Genomic DNA, 15,301 nt, shown 5'->3' on the forward strand with positions numbered 1-15,301 from the left:
TTAACTCTAAAGAGTTAATCTAGATAAACAACGGTTGCCTACGCAACCTAAATTAAGTCCGCCTTCGCGGACTTAGTTCTTGTAGAATAAGGCTTTAGTCTGTTATTGATTATTGGTTTAGCATAAGTAGTCGGACATAAATAAACGGCTCTATATTAAGAACTATTACGAAGTTTGAAAACCTTTACTGTTGCCTGTTGCCTCACCTCACAGTTAACTTTAATTTTGTCCGACTACTTAGTAAGTCCGATAGAACCTTTTTTACCGTAAAGTATCAATAGGAATTGAAATTGTTAGAGTTTTACATCAATGTAGAGATATTAATAGTCAATTTGATTGAGTTTTGGTTTTAGTCTAATAAGTGGTGGGCAATGCCCACCCTACAGTTTTTGTGTAATTAATTTGGTATAACAAATTGTCTGAAAAAGCTTAAAAAGGATAAATTTTTCCCCCTTCAACTTTTAAGATTTGCGAAGATTCTAACCATTTTGCATCAAAAGAATGTAAATAAGTAGTGGTAATTAAGGTTTGAAATCGTCCTTGAATCACGTCTAATAATTGATTTTGTCGGTTGGGATCAAGTTCAGCTAAAACATCATCTAATAATAATAAGGGTGGTTCCCCGATCACATCTTCAATAAGTTGTAATTCCGCTAATTTTAAGGCTAAAACTAAGGTTCTTTGTTGTCCTTGAGAGCCATAAGATTTAGCGGGAGTGTGATTAATTTTTAATTCTACATCATCGCGGTGAGGTCCCACAACTGTTGTCCCTAATTGTTGTTCAGCAATGCGACGTTGTTCTATTTTTTCTAAGAAGTTTTGTTGAACTTGTCGGGGTTCATCGATCTTACTAATAACATTAGGTAAATAATTAATTTCTAAAAATTCTGTGCCACCACTAATATTTGTATGCCAAGTTTGTGCTAAGGGAGTTAATCTTGCAATGACCCGATTTCTTCTTCTAATCACCCTTGTTCCTGTTTCAACTAATTGTTGATCCCATAATTTTAATTGCGTGATATCTGTGGATAATTGAGATGGAGTGTCATCCTCTTCTGATTTTTTTCCCATGACTTTTAGTAAGGCATTGCGTTGTCTTAAAACTTGATAATATTCATGTAAAATATTAGCATAAACAGGTTCTAATTGAACTAATAGGGTATCTAACCAATTTCGTCTTGATTCCGGTGATCCTCGCACTAAATCTAAGTCTAAACAAGAGAATTCTACCGCATTGACATGACCTAAAAATTCTAGATGACGACGTAAGTTTTCATGATTTAATGTTAAGCTACGTCTTCCAGGGGAACGGAGGATTAACCCCAAATCTGATTGACCATAGGTTCCTTCAATATTGGCTAAAATTTGCCCTGTATTGGCCCCTTGTAAAATGAGATCCTGATCGCGGTTTGTACGATGACTTTTTAAGGTTGCTAATAATTCAATTGCTTCCAAAAGATTCGATTTTCCTTGGGCATTATTTCCTAATAAAATCGTCTTTTGTGCTTCAAATTTAAGGGATTGTTCTTGATAATTACGGAACGCATATAAGTGGATATTTTTCAAGTACATTGTTCAAAATTTAGTGGTTAAATTCCTCTGGTTTTTCTCCTAATGTAATTGCCAATTAAAGGGAAGACGAGAATAAACCCCTCTCGGATCATTGAGACTATTAAGGGAACTCAATTCTTCTTTAAATTTTATCAATTCTTGACTTAATGGATCAAGAGAAACCGCCATTTCTTGGGCATCATCATCAAGATTTTTTTTGAAAAATAAGTCAGCAAATCCACGAGAAATCGGATATTCTTCAATTTGCCAATCCTCTCCTAAAGTGGTTTGTGCTGCAGCGTATTTAATAGAAGATTCTAACCCGCCAAAACTATCCACTAAGCCAAGTTTTTTTGCTTCTTCTCCTGACCAAACTCTTCCTTGAGCAATCTTAGCAACTTTTTCTTTAGATAGGTTACGGGACTTAGCAACTTTATCTAAAAAGAGGTCATAAATTTGATTGACTGACTTTTGATAAATGGCTAATTCCTGTTCAGTTTTGGGACGAGTTGCTGTGTCTAAATCTGCCAATTTAGCTGTTTTTACACTATCCCAGGTAATACCGTTATTATTAGCAATTTTTTGCAAATTAAATAAAACACCAAATACTCCAATTGATCCGGTAATAGTAGTTGGTTGAGCAAAAATATGTTGACCTCCTGTGGCGATCCAATACCCCCCAGATGCCGCTACATTGCCCATAGAAATAATGACAGGTTTTTCAGCTTGAGTTAGTTGGATTTCTCGTAAAATAATCTCTGAAGCTGTCGCACTTCCGCCAGGACTATTAATGCGGATTACAGCAGCTTTAATGTCGTCATCTTCTCGGATTTTACGAAAGATATTGGCATAGCGATTTCCTCCAACTTCTTGTAATTTCCCTACCCCATCAACAATGGTTCCTTCTACATAAACAACGGCGATTTTATTATCAGAAGATTTCTCGGTAATTCCTGATACGGGAACATCAATATAATTAGCTAAAGAAATTTGTCTAAGAGATTCATCTTTATTCTCTGTAATTTCTTTTAACTGATTAATGACTTGATCTCGATACTCAATCTTATCGATAAGTCCCGCTTTTTGTGCTTCTTTGGGATCTAAAACTCCTTGAGTATTGGCAATAGTTTGTAAACCTTGAGGGGAAAGTTTGCGACTGCTTCCCACTGTGTTGAGAAAGTCTCCCCAAATATTGTTAAGTAATACAGATAATTGTTCTTGATTTTCAGGACTTAGGGTGCTTCTTGTAAAGGGTTCAACCGCCGATTTATAACTACCGACTCTAACCACTTGTACCCCAATTCCATACTTATCTAGGGCATTTTTCCAGAATAAAGGTTCTACCCCAATGCCGTTAATTTCTATCGATCCCATGGGGTTAATAATTAGGGTATCTGCTAAGGAACTTAAATAATATTCTTGCTCACTTAACGTGACATCATAAGCAATGATTTTTTTGCCAGTTTCCTTAAACTTTACTAAGGCTTCTCGAATTTCTGTAAAGGTGGCATAACCACTCCCATTACTGCTATTACTCCCATCTAAAAATATTGCTTTAATTCGACTATCTTGGGTGGCTTTTTCAATAGATTTAACCGCCTGACGTAAGGTGATTACTGATTTATCTTGATCAGAAAAAACCTCTCTAAAAGTAACAGGGGGTTCCGTATCTTGAATTGGGGTAGAGAGATCAAATACTAAAACAGATTTATCTTTGACCGTGGGGCCACTCTCAAAAGAAGCTAAAGTAATAAGCAATATAACTAAGCCACTTACACCGATTGTAGCAAAGAGAAATAATCCTGCAAGGGTTCCAATTAAGCTGGCAAGGGTTTGTTTAAAAAAGTTCATTCTTGAATAACATAAAGGTTGATATTGCCTCTTTAATTATATATAGCAATTCTCATAAATGCTATAAGGTTTTTCTTCTAGTCATTTAAATTACTCGCTCATAGCCCTTCTGAACTCGGTGGCAATTCTAAGGGAATTTCTCCCATAATTCCTTTACGAAAATCATTAAGTAATTGCATGGCTGCCCTTTCTTTATCCCCTTGATAACGGTTATTTCCTAAGTGATGAATATACTCTTCTCCCGTAATTTCTAGGGGATCAAGTTGATAACGGGATGACAAAATTTGCTCAAAATTCAATTCAACTAATAAGTCAACTAAAGCCGCGGCAATTTGTTGATTATCATAACCCGCTTCTCCCATATCTTCACAAATTGCTAATTTGACGGCATCTTTTTGATTATCTAGCTTAGCTGGAATGACTCCAGGTGCGTCTAAAAGTTCAATACTATCGGAAATTCGTACCCATTGTAACTGACGGGTTACACCAGCCCGTCTGGCACTGGCCACCACTTTACGCCCCAATAAACGGTTAATTAAAGCTGATTTTCCTACATTCGGGAAGCCTATGACCACTGCTCGCACGGGACGGGGCAGCATTCCGCGATCGCGTCTTCGGTAATTCATCTGTACTCCAGCAGTTTGAGCCGCTTTATTTAAGGCTTTGACGCCCTGTCCCTGTTTACCGTTGGTACAATAGGCGTTTTCACCTTGGCTTTTAAACCAGCTTAACCAGTCTTGAAGCACGGATTGAGGTATCATATCAATGCGGTTGAGTACCAAAATCCTCGGTTTTTCGCCAATCCATTCAGGCACGTTGGGATGGTGAGAAGCGATGGGAATACGAGCATCTAGCACTTCAAAGACAACATCGACACGGTTGAGTTGTTCTTTGAGTTGTCGTTCGGCTTTGGCAATGTGGCCAGGATACCATTGAATTAGGGGCATGGATTAGCATTCAGAAATTGTCTCTCTTCATTAATTTTAAACGGTTGTTTGATAATTCTCGACAAACTAGAGTTAAATTCTATTATTTGTGATAATTTAGTAGAAAAAGTCCGGTAGAACCTTTTTTTCCTAGGGACAAGGTTCAATTGTCCAATCACTTGATTCCTTGCTTCTATAACAAGATTGTTGACGACCGACTTCTATTAAACGCCATTTTCCGATAGATTGATCGAATTGAAATTGAAGTCTGTAACGTATCCCCCTAACCGAATCATCCGGCAGATTCATCTGAGTTAACATCACAATTTTGTCAAACCCTTCTTGTTTATTGGCCGTGATTTCTTGAGAAAAGTTTCCCTCGACTTTTTCCTTTATCCCAAATAACTCTAATGTCATCGCTTCGGGATTATCTCCAGTTAACTCTCCTTCGACTTCTGTTAGATTGATGGGTTGATAAGAATTTTCGCCTAAAACATTATTCTCCGGGGTACATCCTATGAGAATTAAACTAAAACATAATCTTATTGTTAAAGACTGTAAGTTGATTTTTCTTGGCATAGGTATTTAAAATTAGATTTGTTACAATCAAAGAATTGTTATTATTATAAACTGTAACAGAGTCATCTGACAAATCTCTTATGAAATTACCCAATCAAAGATGGTCTATTGCCCCTTCTCACCCCGAAAAAGTACAGGCATTAGTCAAAGAAACGGGACTCTCTCCCCTCATTGCCCAAGTCATTTTAAATCGTGGCATTGATACCCCTAATTTAACTCAAGTTTATCTTAACCCTGACCAGCAAATTTTGCCTTCTCCTTTAGAAGAATTTCCTGATTTACAGAAAAGTATTGAATTATTAAAGGAAGCTATTGAAACAGGAGATAAAATTGCTATTTGTGGAGATTATGATGCTGATGGCATGACTAGCACTTCTTTATTATTACGGGCTTTAAAACATTTAGGGGCAGATGTTTATTATGAAATTCCTAGCCGTATGAAAGATGGTTATGGGATTAATAAACGAATTGTCGAAAGTTTTGCTCAAGATGGGGTAGGACTTATTTTAACGGTTGATAATGGAATTTCTGCCTATGAACCTATTCAAAGAGCCGTTGAATTAGGGTTAACTGTTATTATTACAGATCATCATGATTTACCGGAAAAGTTACCCCCTGCTCAGGCAATTTTAAACCCTAAATTATTGCCTGTTATGTCTCCCTATCGAGGTTTGGCGGGGGTAGGAGTTGCTTATATTTTAGCGGTAACTACGGCCCAAAGTTTAGATAAAAGTCAAGGGATTATTGGCCCTTTATTAGAACTATTTACCTTGGGAACAATTGCCGATTTAGCCCCCTTAGTTGGGGTTAACCGTCGTTGGTTAAAACGGGGCTTAAAACAATTGCCTAATTCACAATTAGCTGGAATTCAAGCCTTAATGCAAGTAGCAGGGGTGAGTGAAGCGCAAAAACAATTGAAACCTGATGATATTGGCTTTAAATTAGGGCCGAGAATTAATGCGGTGGGACGAATTGGCGATCCTCAAGTTGCGATTGAATTATTGACTACAGATGATTTAGGAATTGCTTTAGAAAGAGCTATGCAGTGTGAACAAATTAATAGTAAACGCCAATCTTTGTGTGAGGAAATTGAACGGGAAGCGATTCATTTAATTGAAACAACGCCTATTAATTATCAAAAAGATCGGGTTTTGCTGATTGTCAAACATCAATGGCATCATGGAGTAATTGGTATTGTTGCCTCACGTTTAGTTGAACGTTATGGGGTTCCGGTTTTTATTGGGACTTATGAAGAAGAAGATTTGAGTAAAATTAGAGGTTCAGCGAGAGGTATTGAAGAATTTAATGTGTTTGAAGCTTTAGTCTTTTGTGATAATTTGTTAGATAAATATGGGGGACACAAAGCCGCCGGAGGCTTTAGTTTCTCTGCTAATAATTTAGAGGCATTTAAGGAAAGGTTAAGTAGTTTTTCCCATCAATGTTTAGAACCAAATCATCTTAAACCTTTAGTAAAAATTGATGCTCAGGCAGATTTTAAGGAATTAAATTTTAATTTATATCAACAGATTGATGGTTTACAACCTTGGGGAATTGGTAATGCTTTTCCGGTATTTTGGACGGCAAATGTTAGAGTTTTAGAACAAAAAATTGTAGGCAAAAATAATCTAAAAATAGTATTTTCTCAAAATAATGATGGTGCAGAAATGAAGGCGATAGCTTGGCGTTATGGTGGTTATTTTCCTTTACCAGCACGTCTAGATATTGCCTACAAACTCACAGAAAATCACTGGAATGGTAATACAAATATTGAATTAGATATTGTGGGAATGCGTCTTCCTTTGTTATCTGATGGTGCATCTCAAAATATGTTTGAATACCAAGGCAAACAATACATCTGTCATTATCTAAAAGATGAGCAAGAATTAAGAATTCAAAATCCTCAAGGAAAAGTTTTATCAATTAGAAAAGGACAACGGAAAGGTTTATTAGGAATTAATCAAAGAGAAGCTAAAGAAATTGATGTTACAAAACTACCTTATTATGATATAATTAAGGCAGCAATGAAAGTTTTAAACCTATCTTGATGGTTCAAGAAATGAAAGTTTTATTAATTATCCTTCTACAGTATGACCTGCTGCCGTGATAATTTCTTTGATTATTTCTTCAGATGCTTCTGTCTCTACCGTAACCATTTTTGACTCAACATCAATAGAAACTTTGGCATCTGGTTTTTGCCCTTCAATGGCTTTAGTGATAGTATTAGCACAAGCACCACAGGCAATACTAGGAACCTTTAAAGTAATGGTCATAATGTAATCTCTTTTCATCATGTTCTTACTTTGATTGTAGCTTAGGAATTTTATTTAATCATGAAGATTTTATGATAATATTAGAACGTTGTTTAAATATCATCAGGATTAATCCCTAATTCTCGTAATTTTGCAGCTAATTTTTCAGCCCGTTCATGTTCTTCTTGAACCCTAAAATGTTCTTTAATAAGTTTAGCTTCAGATTCTTGTAACCGTTGAGCAATTTCTACATAGGATTGAAAAGGTTGATCGTCAGGATAATATAAGCATAACTCAGGTGAACCTATTTCAAACCGAATTCCTAAACGGGGACTAATCCAATTATCTATATTTTCAATGGTTTCTAATCTATTATCAATGCGCTGTAACCCATTCAAATCATTTTTATCTGGATCATAAATATAATATTCTTCTACCCCATAACGATCATAGAATAATAATTTTCTCGTCATTTCTGTTTGGGTATTACCAGGAGAAAGAATTTCAAAAACCACTTGAGGTGCTATATTTTTCTCTTTCCACTGTTGATAAGAACCGCGATCGCCTTTTGGTCTACCAAAGACTATCATAACATCAGGAGCTTGTCTTAACTTATTACTTCCTTCCAGGGGATACCATAACAAATCTCCAGCAATAAAAACATTATCATTGTTGGCAAATAACCAATCTAAGTTAGATTTAATCATTGTAATCCAACGAAATTGAATCGTATTATCCGACATCGGTTTACCATCACTATCAGGATAAGTAATCTCGAATTCTTGGCTATTTTTAAATTGATAAATCATGGTTAATATTTCTGATTACTACCATTTTAATACCGAAGCATCTGCACCTTTTTCTCGCCGAATTTTTCCATCTTTTTCAAACCAGTCAACAACCTGTTGATGGCTTAATTCTTCTACCGAAACTCCTACATCTTGAGCAATTATCATTAATAATCTGAGAGAAGAAATTGTTAAGCGGGTTAAAAATTTTTCTGGGGCAGTTAATAACGCTTTATCAACATCAGCAGATTCTTCAGGGGTTAAAAATTGAGGTTCATTCATTTTGATTTTTCATAAACAGCTTACACTCTCTATGATAACGTTTTTCTTGTTTAAATGAATAGGTTAGGAGATAATTTAAAATAATCTCCCAGTGCTTTTGCTTGCGATTTACTAATAGCACGTTTTCCATTAACTACTTCAGAAACAACACCACTTGAGCCAATAATACCAACCAAATCAGCTTGACGAGTGCCACTAACTTCCATTAAATGTTGTAAAATTTCATGGGGTTTCGATTGTTGCATGGAATAATTTTCTGTTTCGTATACTTCAATTAATGTGACTAATAATTGATATAATGCGCTTTCTTCCGGGGTACGAGTTTTGTTGAAGGTTAATTGTTCCGCAACGGTTAAAGCTTTATGGTATTCTGCTTCTGATTCAATTACTTTCGGGGCAATTTCAAACAAAAGATGACGATAAGTTACTTCATTAAAAGTAGGGATCATTTTTCCAGTTGTCTTTGTCATATTCCCTGTGGGTTAGAAAGTATTTGTAGTAGATAACTTGTGCTTCATAATCAATACCGACTATCAAACGATAGTGATTTCCTTTAATATTAAAAACGGTAAAATTGCCAACGGCTTCTGCATCTCGATATATCTTCTTAACTTCTTCTAAGTTTTGCCATGGGGCATTTTTAACCACTGTGTACCAATTTTCAATTGTTTTTTTTACATCAGGGTAACAACTGGCCTCTTGACGAAGATGGGAAATGGAAATTAATTTCATGGGGTTTAATGACCAAGTTTTTCATAATTCTCTATATTTGACACTTTGCTAGTTTAATTTAATTCTCTCAAAATGAGAGGATTTTGTCAAGGTAAATCCCTAAGCTCAGTATTAAGAATTTTATAATAAAGAAAAAAATATTAATTTATTGATCATGACTTATGCACAGATGCTATCCGTAGGGGCAATTTATGAATTGCCCCTACAAGCAACAGAATGTATAGAGATGTTGCGTAAGTCCTAATTATATTAACTGTTCCCTATTCCCTTAATAATCATTTTTAAATTGTATTAAATAGCCACAATTATGCTCTCCCTCATTAATCCAATTAGTCCGTTCTATGGTACAATCAGGCAGAATCGCGGCAAACATTTCTAATTCGTGACCGCACACCGTCGGATAGGACTCCGCAACCTCAGAAATGGCACAATGATGCTCAGCCAAAATATAACCCTTGATTTGACTATGCAAACCATTTTTACCGTTAACCTGGTGTATTTCAGCCATATAACCCTCTTCCTGTCGCAGTGTTACTAACCTCTCCACCCTCTCTTTTAATGACCCCTCACCAATACGCTGTCGGTACTCATCTGCTTTTCGTTGCCATTGCTTGCGTAACACCTCTTTAACCTGTGTTTCTCCCACTGCTTCCGTTAAGGTATCCAAAAATGACACCGCAAACTCTCCATAACGGTTAGGAAAGCGATCGCGGCCTGATTTACTGAGAGAATAAATATATTGGGGTCGTCCTAACCCTCCCTGCATCGCTTGGCGTTCAATTAATCCTTCCCCTTCCAAGTCTTTGAGGTGACGACGGGTTGCTTGGGGAGTAATATCGAGAGTCTCAGCGAGTTCTTGGGCGTTAGCTTGACCCTGTCTAAGTAAATACTGCAAAATGTCTTCTTTCGTCGAAGGAGGCTGAATGATAGTCATTTTTAAACTCATAAGTTATAAAATGTTAGAGATTTAGGGGTAGAGTTCCCAAAAATTTTAGGTGAATGTCACTTTGACAACAATAAGGTTGTTAATCTATTGTAGGATAGAATTAAGAAACAAAAAAGTTGTTTTATTAATCTCTGCCCTGGAGACATCGACCTTGTGGGGTTGACTGTTTATCACCTGCCATCTTGAATTATTTGACTTTCCAATCTTAAGGAGAGTCGTTACATGGAACTGGAGAACACAAAATCTAATGAGTGCAACAACCGTCAAAAACCTAGTCAACCAACCCTATAAATACGGCTTTGTTACTGACATTGAAGCTGATACCATTCCTCGCGGTTTAAATGAAGACGTTATCCGTCTGATTTCTGCGAAGAAAAACGAACCAGAGTTTATGCTTGAGTTTCGTCTCAAAGCCTATAAGCAATGGCAGAAAATGACAGAACCCACTTGGCCCCATGTCACTTATCCAACAATTGACTATCAAAATATTATCTACTATTCTGCGCCAAAACAAAAGAAGGAAAAACTCAAAAATTTAGATGAAGTTGACCCAACTTTGCTAGAAACCTTTGAAAAGTTAGGTATTTCTTTATCAGAACAAAAACGCCTCAGCAATGTAGCTGTAGATGCTATTTTTGATAGTGTGTCCGTCGCCACAACGTTTAAAGAGAAATTAGCGGAATCTGGTGTTATTTTCTGTTCTATTTCCGAAGCATTGCAAGAACATCCTGAGTTAATCAAAAAATATCTCGGTAGCGTAGTTCCTATTAATGATAATTTCTTTTCTGCCCTAAATGCTGCTGTGTTTAGTGATGGGTCTTTTGTCTTTATTCCTAAAGGGGTAAAATGCCCTATGGAATTGTCTACTTATTTCCGTATTAATAACGGCGATACTGGACAGTTTGAACGGACTTTAATTGTAGCAGAAGAAGGTGCATCCGTCAGCTATTTAGAAGGCTGTACTGCCCCCATGTATGATAGTAATCAACTCCATGCCGCAGTGGTTGAATTAGTGGCATTGGATGATGCTGATATTAAGTATTCAACGGTACAAAATTGGTACGCTGGCGATGAAAATGGCAAGGGCGGAATTTATAATTTTGTGACCAAAAGAGGACTCTGTAAAGGAGTTAATTCTAAGATTTCTTGGACTCAGGTAGAAACGGGTTCAGCTATTACTTGGAAATATCCCAGTTGTGTGTTAGTAGGAGATAATTCTGTTGGGGAATTTTACTCTATTGCTTTAACAAATCATAAGCAACAAGCTGACACGGGAACTAAGATGATTCATATTGGCAAAAATACCCGCAGCACGATTATTTCTAAGGGTATTTCTGCGGGGAATTCCAAGAATAGTTATCGTGGTTTGGTAAAAATTGGCCCTAAAGCAACGGGGGCAAGAAACTATTCTCAATGTGACTCTATGTTGATTGGGGATAATGCAGAAGCTAATACATTTCCTTACATTCAAGTCGATAATAATACCTCAAAAGTTGAACATGAAGCCTCTACTTCTAAGATAGGGGAAGACCAACTTTTCTACTTTGCTCAACGAGGTATTTCTGAAGAAGATGCTGTCTCAATGTTAGTCAGTGGTTTCTGTAAGGATGTCTTGAGTGAGTTGCCGATGGAATTTGCATCTGAAGCTGATAAATTATTAAGCCTCAAGTTAGAGGGAACTGTCGGTTAAACAGTTATCCGTAGGGGCAAACGGCCGTTTGCCCCTACAAAAGTTATTTGTATCAATCAACAATCAACAAAAACCATGAGTAACGTTATCTTATCCGTTAAAAATTTGACTGCCAATGTGGAAGGAACGCCTATTTTGAAAGGGGTTAACCTGGAAATTAAAGCAGGTGAAGTCCATGCTATTATGGGCAGAAATGGCTCAGGAAAAAGCACTTTATCTAAAGTTTTAGCAGGACATCCTGACTATGAAGTAACGGGCGGTGAAGTGATTTATAAAGGAGAAAATATCTTAGATAAAGAACCCCACGAAAGAGCATTAGAGGGTATATTTCTAGCCTTTCAATATCCTTTAGAAATTCCTGGAGTGAGTAATTTAGATTTCCTCAGAGTTGCCTATAATGCGCGTCAGAAACATTTAGGATTAGAAGAAATTGACACCTTTGATTTTGAAGATTTAGTCGAACAAAAATTAGAAATTGTTAAAATGAATCCTAGCTTCTTAGAAAGAAGTTTAAATGAGGGTTTCTCTGGAGGTGAAAAAAAGCGCAATGAAATCCTACAAATGGCATTATTAGAACCTAGTTTAGCGATTTTAGATGAGATTGATTCGGGGTTAGATATTGATGCCTTAAGGATTGTTTCAAACGGCGTTAATCAGTTAGCAACTCCTGATAATGCTTTGTTAGTTATTACCCATTATCAACGCTTACTTGATTACATTGAACCTCATTATGTTCATGTGATGCACGCGGGACAAATTGTTAAAACAGGGGATAAACAATTAGCCCTAGAATTAGAAGAAACGGGTTATGATTTTATTGAGGAGAAATTACTCGCCAAAGCTTAAATGATTGATAGGGTAAGTAACTATTAATATTTACATAGAACTTACCAAAAACCAAAGTATAGGCGTAAATTTAGGGGCTTAATATTATTAAGCCCCTATAGTTTGTCAGTTTCATGACAACCAAAAGGATAAGGAGCATCATAAGTTTTCTCTCGTTTACCAAACCAATTATAACGATTATCTCGTACCTGTTCGTAGGTTTTATCCCCCAACCATTTCATTCCTGGTAAACTGCGATAAGCTAGAATAAAGGCTTGTCCTAATGGCAATAAATTAACAATTTCCTCTGCCGCGTTGCTTCCTTGCCAACGGTTATTAGGGTTATTTCCATCAATTAAAATCATCCCCATTTCACAATCTTGGGCAGTAATCTTAAATTGTTTTAAAGTTTCTTGATCTTGCATCGGAATATAATCAAATAAATTCCCTTGATCAAACTTAGCTAAAACCTGGGTAAACGTTGCACAAAGATTACAATTGCCGTCATAAATAATGTGATAAACCATGTTTGAAAATCCGATTATATTGTAGAGGCTTAATATTATTAAGCCCTTAGAAAATTCTCCTCAACCCGTCACATTAATACTCCCTCCCTCGCCATTGTTTTGGTTTTTGAAAGGCAGATAAAAAGATTCTGAAAACCGCCAATGGATCAGCAAAAGGAGATAACCAAAATAATAAGGATTTAGGAAAAGAAGATTGATTTTGATAATAAGAAGGGGTAACAGCAGCCAATAAAGCCCAACGAATCATTAATAAGCCAAGATTAAGAGCGATCGCTAATTGTAAACTCAGGAAATGATAGCCAACGAACCAACAAATTACTAAGAAAATTAACAATAATAAAGGTAATCCTTGGGTCAATAATAATAAGGCCAAATCTCCCCCAAGTTGAGAACGAGAAGAAGCATCTTTTAGATCCAGCGATCGCCCCCATTCTTGCCAAGTTTCTGTTATCCCTTCATACATCCTCACCCGAATGAGGTTCGCACCATCCAAAAAACCCACCTTAAAGCCCCGTTTAGCGGCTTCACGGGCTAAAGTAACATCATCACAAAAAGAACCTGCAGCACAAGCATAACCGTCCAATTGTTGCAAAACAGCACGACGGGACAAAAAACATTGACCATTGGCCATGACTCTTTCCGGTGTTTGTTTCCGTACCCCTGCCGAATCAAACCGATACAATAAAGTCATCAATAAAGCAGGTTGTAACCACCATTCCCCGGCATCTTTGAGGATAAACTGAGGGGAAAGAGAGACAATATCATAGCCCTCCTCTTCCGCAGCGCGAAGCAAACTCGCTACTAACCCCCGTTGGGGTTGGGTATCAGCATCAATGCCTAATACCCATTCACTGCGAGGAGAACTATGTAAAAATCCTGTATGTAAGGCCCAAGGACGACCAACCCATCCCAAGGGTAAAGGATCATCCGTCATCAAGCGAAAACGAGGATCACGCAAGGCCGCTGTTTTTACCAGTTCTTGGGTTCCATCTTGAGAATGACTATCAACGATGAGAATTTCCCTGACTTCGTAACTCTGTTGACTCAACCCCTGCAAACAAGGACTGATCCTTTCTGCTTCATTAAGCGTCGGAACCACCACCGTTACCTTACCCAACAGATCAGGATCAGGAACTTGGGGTTTTAGGGGAGGGCGACGAATTGCCCCTTTAAGGAGACGAGACAGTAAAATTAGGGTTGCCGTTCCTTGAAATAGCAACAGAGACAGGGAAATAACCCCTAAAACAGTATCATTCAACAAGACAGAAAACTCCCTCACTTAGATAACAGGCCAACCGGATTTATAGACACATTTACCACATTTTCAGAGTTTATAGCTTTGGTTTGGCTATTGGCTAGACGATATAACAGGAGTATGGGGAACAGTCCCACAATTAACCCTAACAAGACCGGAATATAAATTCCGGCGGCCAAACTCATGATAGTCGCAAAGGCAAAATTACTCACATAAATGGCCAAGGGTAAGCCTAATTGATGTTGGGGAAAGGTTAAAGGTTTTAACTGCCAAATTAAGGTAGCAACCGTCATAAAGGTTGCCCCAGTCCCAAACCATCCCGCAAAATTTTGATAGGGCATCCCGAAAAAGGCCCCTGGTTGTTCCCAAACCCAAAAAGGCATGGTGGTTTGACTCATGGCGGGATCTAAAACAAAATCCCAAGCCGTTAAGAAAATGGAACCTAAAACAATCGCAGCGAGAGTTTTTAACCAATTTGAGGTTAATTTGTTATTTAAGCCCGCACGGGCGATTAAATAGGCACTAAAGCCTAAATAAAACCAAGACAAAGGAATGGTAAAAGGTACTAATCCCGCAATTTTATAACCGAGTCCTGTTAAATAGCGATAGTGACCAAAGGGAAACCCGGTACTGGTTCCCAATAATTCGCTGCTTAGGGAAATGGCCAAGGCAGGTAACATAAATCCTAACCAGTGCCAAACCCCTAGGGTACGATAAGCATAAACCGTTACTGCTGCCATTCCTAACAACATATACATGACACCGCCCCCGGCCATTGACCAAGCGAAGGCGGTTTTACCAATGGGAGGCAAACTAGCAATAAAATCAGGATTGGGTAACACCAATAATAATCCCGCCAAACCAAAGGCCATGGATAGGATATGACCAATTACAAGGGTGCGTTCCACACGAATTAGGGTACTCATTAGTCTCTAACGATTGAAGTGGGCCAATCTCTAGTTTACAAAGCTTTATAAATAAATGTTACAAAAAAGACTAAGACTTGAGGGAGTTAGTTATTGCATTCGAGATCCCTGAGACAAGAAATCTACAAACATGGTTAAAATATACAACAGGCGACCCATTCTCCGGTGCGATTA

16 protein-coding genes are annotated in these 15,301 nt (G+C 37.4%); 3 read left to right on the forward strand and 13 right to left on the reverse strand.

Annotation, left to right across the window (positions count from 1 at the left end; all coding sequences use genetic code 11):
* Positions 1-429: 429 nt before the first annotated feature.
* From recF to VB715_RS07095, 4 genes are all read right to left on the reverse strand, one after another.
* Positions 430-1,572, reverse strand: a complete 1,143-nt coding sequence (gene recF / locus VB715_RS07080) for a DNA replication/repair protein RecF (RefSeq protein WP_323300487.1) — start codon at positions 1,570-1,572, stop codon at positions 430-432.
* Positions 1,573-1,611: 39 nt separating this feature from the next.
* Complete coding sequence (gene sppA / locus VB715_RS07085) at positions 1,612-3,402, reverse strand: signal peptide peptidase SppA (RefSeq protein WP_323300488.1); 1,791 nt, start codon at positions 3,400-3,402, stop codon at positions 1,612-1,614.
* 98 nt (positions 3,403-3,500) lie between these two features.
* Positions 3,501-4,349 (reverse strand): ribosome biogenesis GTPase YlqF, encoded by an 849-nt coding sequence (gene ylqF / locus VB715_RS07090; protein WP_323300489.1) that lies wholly within the window; start codon positions 4,347-4,349, stop codon positions 3,501-3,503.
* Positions 4,350-4,478: 129 nt separating this feature from the next.
* Positions 4,479-4,907, reverse strand: coding sequence for a hypothetical protein (locus VB715_RS07095; protein WP_323300490.1), 429 nt, complete (start codon positions 4,905-4,907; stop codon positions 4,479-4,481).
* Between the two features lie 80 nt (positions 4,908-4,987).
* On the opposite strand from VB715_RS07095, the gene recJ reads away from it, so the two are divergent.
* On the forward strand, positions 4,988-6,952 hold the full coding sequence (recJ, locus tag VB715_RS07100; RefSeq protein WP_323300491.1) for a single-stranded-DNA-specific exonuclease RecJ: 1,965 nt from the start codon (positions 4,988-4,990) through the stop codon (positions 6,950-6,952).
* A gap of 27 nt (positions 6,953-6,979) precedes the next feature.
* Here recJ and VB715_RS07105 read toward each other — a convergent pair whose 3' ends face one another.
* The 6 genes from VB715_RS07105 to sufR form a co-directional block, all read right to left on the reverse strand.
* Complete coding sequence (locus VB715_RS07105) at positions 6,980-7,177, reverse strand: heavy-metal-associated domain-containing protein (protein ID WP_323300492.1); 198 nt, start codon at positions 7,175-7,177, stop codon at positions 6,980-6,982.
* Between the two features lie 92 nt (positions 7,178-7,269).
* Positions 7,270-7,965 carry a Uma2 family endonuclease gene (locus VB715_RS07110; RefSeq protein ID WP_323300493.1) on the reverse strand — a complete coding sequence of 232 codons (696 nt, stop codon included), beginning with the start codon at positions 7,963-7,965 and terminating at the stop codon, positions 7,270-7,272.
* An 18-nt stretch (positions 7,966-7,983) separates the two neighbouring features.
* Positions 7,984-8,226 carry a hypothetical protein gene (locus VB715_RS07115; protein WP_323300494.1) on the reverse strand — a complete coding sequence of 81 codons (243 nt, stop codon included), beginning with the start codon at positions 8,224-8,226 and terminating at the stop codon, positions 7,984-7,986.
* A gap of 50 nt (positions 8,227-8,276) precedes the next feature.
* Entirely contained in the window at positions 8,277-8,696 is a 420-nt protein-coding gene (locus VB715_RS07120) for a transcriptional regulator (RefSeq protein ID WP_323300495.1), read from the reverse strand.
* A complete protein-coding gene (locus tag VB715_RS07125; RefSeq protein WP_323292738.1) occupies positions 8,659-8,958 on the reverse strand; it encodes a type II toxin-antitoxin system HigB family toxin in 300 nt (99 codons plus the stop codon). The genes VB715_RS07120 and VB715_RS07125 overlap by 38 nt, the downstream gene beginning before the upstream one ends.
* Positions 8,959-9,226: 268 nt before the next feature.
* Positions 9,227-9,892 (reverse strand): iron-sulfur cluster biosynthesis transcriptional regulator SufR, encoded by a 666-nt coding sequence (gene sufR, locus VB715_RS07130; protein WP_323300496.1) that lies wholly within the window; start codon positions 9,890-9,892, stop codon positions 9,227-9,229.
* Between the two features lie 259 nt (positions 9,893-10,151).
* Here sufR and sufB point away from each other — a divergent pair, with 259 nt between their 5' ends.
* Together sufB and sufC are read left to right on the forward strand one after the other, a co-directional pair.
* Complete coding sequence (sufB, locus tag VB715_RS07135) at positions 10,152-11,594, forward strand: Fe-S cluster assembly protein SufB (RefSeq protein WP_323300497.1); 1,443 nt, start codon at positions 10,152-10,154, stop codon at positions 11,592-11,594.
* A gap of 75 nt (positions 11,595-11,669) precedes the next feature.
* The gene (gene sufC / locus VB715_RS07140) at positions 11,670-12,440 is read left to right on the forward strand and encodes a Fe-S cluster assembly ATPase SufC (protein WP_323300498.1); all 771 of its coding nucleotides are present in this window, start codon (positions 11,670-11,672) and stop codon (positions 12,438-12,440) included.
* 95 nt (positions 12,441-12,535) lie between these two features.
* Here the strand turns inward: sufC and VB715_RS07145 are convergent, their stop codons facing one another.
* The 3 genes from VB715_RS07145 to cruF all read right to left on the reverse strand — a co-directional run bounded on the left by VB715_RS07145 (position 12,536) and on the right by cruF (position 15,127).
* Positions 12,536-12,946: a thiol-disulfide oxidoreductase DCC family protein gene (locus tag VB715_RS07145; protein WP_323300499.1), complete on the reverse strand. Its 411-nt coding sequence runs from the start codon at positions 12,944-12,946 to the stop codon at positions 12,536-12,538.
* Positions 12,947-13,019: 73 nt separating this feature from the next.
* Entirely contained in the window at positions 13,020-14,207 is a 1,188-nt protein-coding gene (gene cruG, locus VB715_RS07150) for a 2'-O-glycosyltransferase CruG (RefSeq protein ID WP_323300500.1), read from the reverse strand.
* Positions 14,208-14,221: 14 nt separating this feature from the next.
* Positions 14,222-15,127 (reverse strand): gamma-carotene 1'-hydroxylase CruF, encoded by a 906-nt coding sequence (gene cruF, locus VB715_RS07155; RefSeq protein WP_323300501.1) that lies wholly within the window; start codon positions 15,125-15,127, stop codon positions 14,222-14,224.
* Positions 15,128-15,301 lie beyond the last annotated feature (174 nt).

The organism is Crocosphaera sp. UHCC 0190, assembly GCF_034932065.1.
Lineage (GTDB): Bacteria > Cyanobacteriota > Cyanobacteriia > Cyanobacteriales > Microcystaceae > UHCC-0190.

Coding starts and splice junctions, on each gene's coding strand:
- recF (WP_323300487.1), bottom strand. CDS start 1,572: ATGTACTTGAAAAATATCCACTTATATGCGTTCCGTAATTATCAAGAA.
- sppA (WP_323300488.1), bottom strand. CDS start 3,402: ATGAACTTTTTTAAACAAACCCTTGCCAGCTTAATTGGAACCCTTGCA.
- ylqF (WP_323300489.1), bottom strand. CDS start 4,349: ATGCCCCTAATTCAATGGTATCCTGGCCACATTGCCAAAGCCGAACGA.
- VB715_RS07095 (WP_323300490.1), bottom strand. CDS start 4,907: ATGCCAAGAAAAATCAACTTACAGTCTTTAACAATAAGATTATGTTTT.
- recJ (WP_323300491.1), top strand. CDS start 4,988: ATGAAATTACCCAATCAAAGATGGTCTATTGCCCCTTCTCACCCCGAA.
- VB715_RS07105 (WP_323300492.1), bottom strand. CDS start 7,177: ATGACCATTACTTTAAAGGTTCCTAGTATTGCCTGTGGTGCTTGTGCT.
- VB715_RS07110 (WP_323300493.1), bottom strand. CDS start 7,965: ATGATTTATCAATTTAAAAATAGCCAAGAATTCGAGATTACTTATCCT.
- VB715_RS07115 (WP_323300494.1), bottom strand. CDS start 8,226: ATGAATGAACCTCAATTTTTAACCCCTGAAGAATCTGCTGATGTTGAT.
- VB715_RS07120 (WP_323300495.1), bottom strand. CDS start 8,696: ATGACAAAGACAACTGGAAAAATGATCCCTACTTTTAATGAAGTAACT.
- VB715_RS07125 (WP_323292738.1), bottom strand. CDS start 8,958: ATGAAATTAATTTCCATTTCCCATCTTCGTCAAGAGGCCAGTTGTTAC.
- sufR (WP_323300496.1), bottom strand. CDS start 9,892: ATGACTATCATTCAGCCTCCTTCGACGAAAGAAGACATTTTGCAGTAT.
- sufB (WP_323300497.1), top strand. CDS start 10,152: ATGAGTGCAACAACCGTCAAAAACCTAGTCAACCAACCCTATAAATAC.
- sufC (WP_323300498.1), top strand. CDS start 11,670: ATGAGTAACGTTATCTTATCCGTTAAAAATTTGACTGCCAATGTGGAA.
- VB715_RS07145 (WP_323300499.1), bottom strand. CDS start 12,946: ATGGTTTATCACATTATTTATGACGGCAATTGTAATCTTTGTGCAACG.
- cruF (WP_323300501.1), bottom strand. CDS start 15,127: ATGAGTACCCTAATTCGTGTGGAACGCACCCTTGTAATTGGTCATATC.